Source organism: Sulfitobacter sp. HGT1 (assembly GCF_013282155.1).
GTDB lineage: Bacteria > Pseudomonadota > Alphaproteobacteria > Rhodobacterales > Rhodobacteraceae > Sulfitobacter.
This window is the reverse complement of the sequence record NZ_BLWI01000007.1, coordinates 1-2,350: the sequence shown is the minus strand read 5'-3', so window position 1 is coordinate 2,350 and position 2,350 is coordinate 1. Positions and strand designations below refer to the sequence as shown.

At 56.9% G+C, this 2,350-nt stretch carries 2 protein-coding genes; both read left to right on the top strand.

Annotation, left to right across the window (positions count from 1 at the left end):
- Positions 1 to 113 precede the first annotated feature (113 nt).
- A complete protein-coding gene (istA, locus tag HGT1_RS06205) occupies positions 114 to 1,640 on the top strand; it encodes an IS21 family transposase (protein WP_176249071.1) in 1,527 nt (508 codons plus the stop codon).
- A partial coding sequence (gene istB / locus HGT1_RS06200; RefSeq protein WP_176249070.1) for an IS21-like element helper ATPase IstB occupies positions 1,630 to 2,350 on the top strand: 721 nt, incomplete at its 3' end. The genes istA and istB, both read left to right, overlap by 11 nt.

Genomic DNA, 2,350 nt, shown 5'->3' with positions numbered 1-2,350 from the left:
TGTTGGATGTCACTTAAAACTGACCCGGTAGAGGTCAGAATTGTCACTGAGAAATGACCCATGTGCAACCGTGCCCCTGACGGGATTTGTCGGGGGTCATTGGAGTGATAGACATGGGATTTTTGAGCGTAATTCGACGGTGGGCTTTAAGGGACAAGATGCCCATTCGCGAGATTTCACGGCGGACTGGGCTGTCTCGCAACACCATCAGGAAGTATCTGCGCGCTGATATCGTAGAGCCGAGCTTCCAGACGCCAACACGGCCAAGCAAGTTGGATCCGTTTGCGGAGAAACTGTCGGGTTGGCTGCTGATGGAGCAGCGTAAGTCGCGTAAAGAGCGGCGCACGGCTAAACAGATACATGCAGATTTGGTGCAGCTTGGCTTTGACGGATCATATGAGAGGGTCGCAGTCTTTGTGCGGGCCTGGAAGGCTGACCGGCAGCGCGCGCAACAAACAAGTGGTCGCGAGACATTTATGCCTTTGGTCTTTCAGCCTGGGGAGGCGTTCCAGTTCGATTGGAGCGAAGATTGGGCTGTGATCGGCGGCGAACGCGTCAAGCTTCAAGTGGCCCATATCAAGCTGTCACACAGCCGCGCATTTTTGGTGCGGGCCTATTTGTTACAGACGCATGAAATGCTGTTTGATGCCCACTGGCACGCCTTTCGTGTGTTCGGTGGCATCCCAGGCCGAGGCATCTATGACAATATGAAGACGGCTGTTGACCGTGTCGGACGCGGCAAGCAGCGCGATGTGAATGCGCGTTTTTTGGCGATGACGAGCCATTATGTCTTTGAGCCTGAGTTCTGCAATCCAGCGGCGGGCTGGGAGAAAGGCCAGGTTGAGAAGAACGTCCGCGATGCCCGCCATCGACTGTGGCAGGTCGCGCCCGTCTTCCCAGACCTTGAAGCCCTGAACGACTGGCTTGAAGATCGCTGCAAGGTACTTTGGTCTGAGACGGCACACGGTAGTTTGCAGGGGAGCATCGCTGATGCTTGGGAGGCCGAGCAGCCTGCGTTGATGCCCCTACCAAGGGCGTTTGACGGCTTTGTTGAGTTGAGCAAGCGCGTGTCACCAACCTGCCTGATCGCCTTTGATCGCAATCGCTACTCTGTCCCGGCGAGCTTCGCGAACCGGCCAGTCAGTCTGCATATTTACCCCGAACGGCTGGTGATTGTCGCAGAGGGACAGGTGGTTTGTGAACATCTGCGCATCATTGAGAGGTCGCACCGTACGCCTGGGCGCGTCATCTATGATTGGCGGCATTATCTGGCGGTGGTCCAGCGCAAACCTGGTGCGTTGCGCAATGGGGCACCCTTCATAGAAATGCCTGAGGCATTCCGTAAACTTCAAAGCCTTATGCTGCGTAAGCCTGGCGGAGACCGGGAAATGGTCGATATCTTGTCCTTGGTTTTGCAGCATGACGAGCAGGCCGTGCTCCGCGCCGTAGAAATGGCACTGGACGCAGGCGTGCCGACCAAGACCCATGTGCTGAACCTGCTTCACAGGCTGGTGGATGGAAAGCCAACAGAGCAGCCTGACGTGACGCCACCGACTGCGCTGTCGCTAAGCAAGGAACCCGAGGCCAATGTTGCGCGCTATGACGGATTACGGCAGGGAGGTACGCGCCATGCGTCATGATCCTGCCGGAGCCGCTATCGTCATCATGCTGCGCAGCCTGAAGATGCCCGGGATGGCCCAGGCCGTTGGCGATCTGCTCGAACAGGGGGCACCCGCGTTTGATGCTGCCGTCCCGATACTCTCGCAACTGCTTAAAGCTGAGATGGCTGAACGTGAAGTGCGCTCAATCGCCTATCATATGAAGGCCGCCCGCTTCCCTGCCTACAAGGATCTTTCTGGCTTCACATTCGCTGCCAGTGAGATCAACGAGGCCCTCGTGCGCCAACTGCATCGCTGTGAGTTCATGGACGCGGCTGAGAATGTCGTCTTGATCGGTGGTCCTGGCACGGGCAAATCGCACGTCGCGACTGCCCTTGGCGTTCAAGCCATTGAACATCATCGCAAGCGCGTGCGTTTCTTCTCGACGGTCGAACTGGTCAATGCGCTGGAACAAGAAAAGGTTCAGGGCAAAGCTGGAAAGATCGCTGAGGCGCTGATCAAGACGGATTTGGTGATCTTGGACGAGCTGGGTTATCTGCCGTTCAGCACCTCAGGCGGTGCTTTGCTGTTCCATCTTCTCAGCAAGCTTTACGAGCGCACCAGCGTCGTGATCACCACCAACCTGAGCTTCAGCGAATGGGCAACGGTCTTTGGTGACGCCAAAATGACCACTGCTTTGCTCGACCGCCTTACCCATCGCTGCCACATCCTCGAGACCGGTCATCACCTCC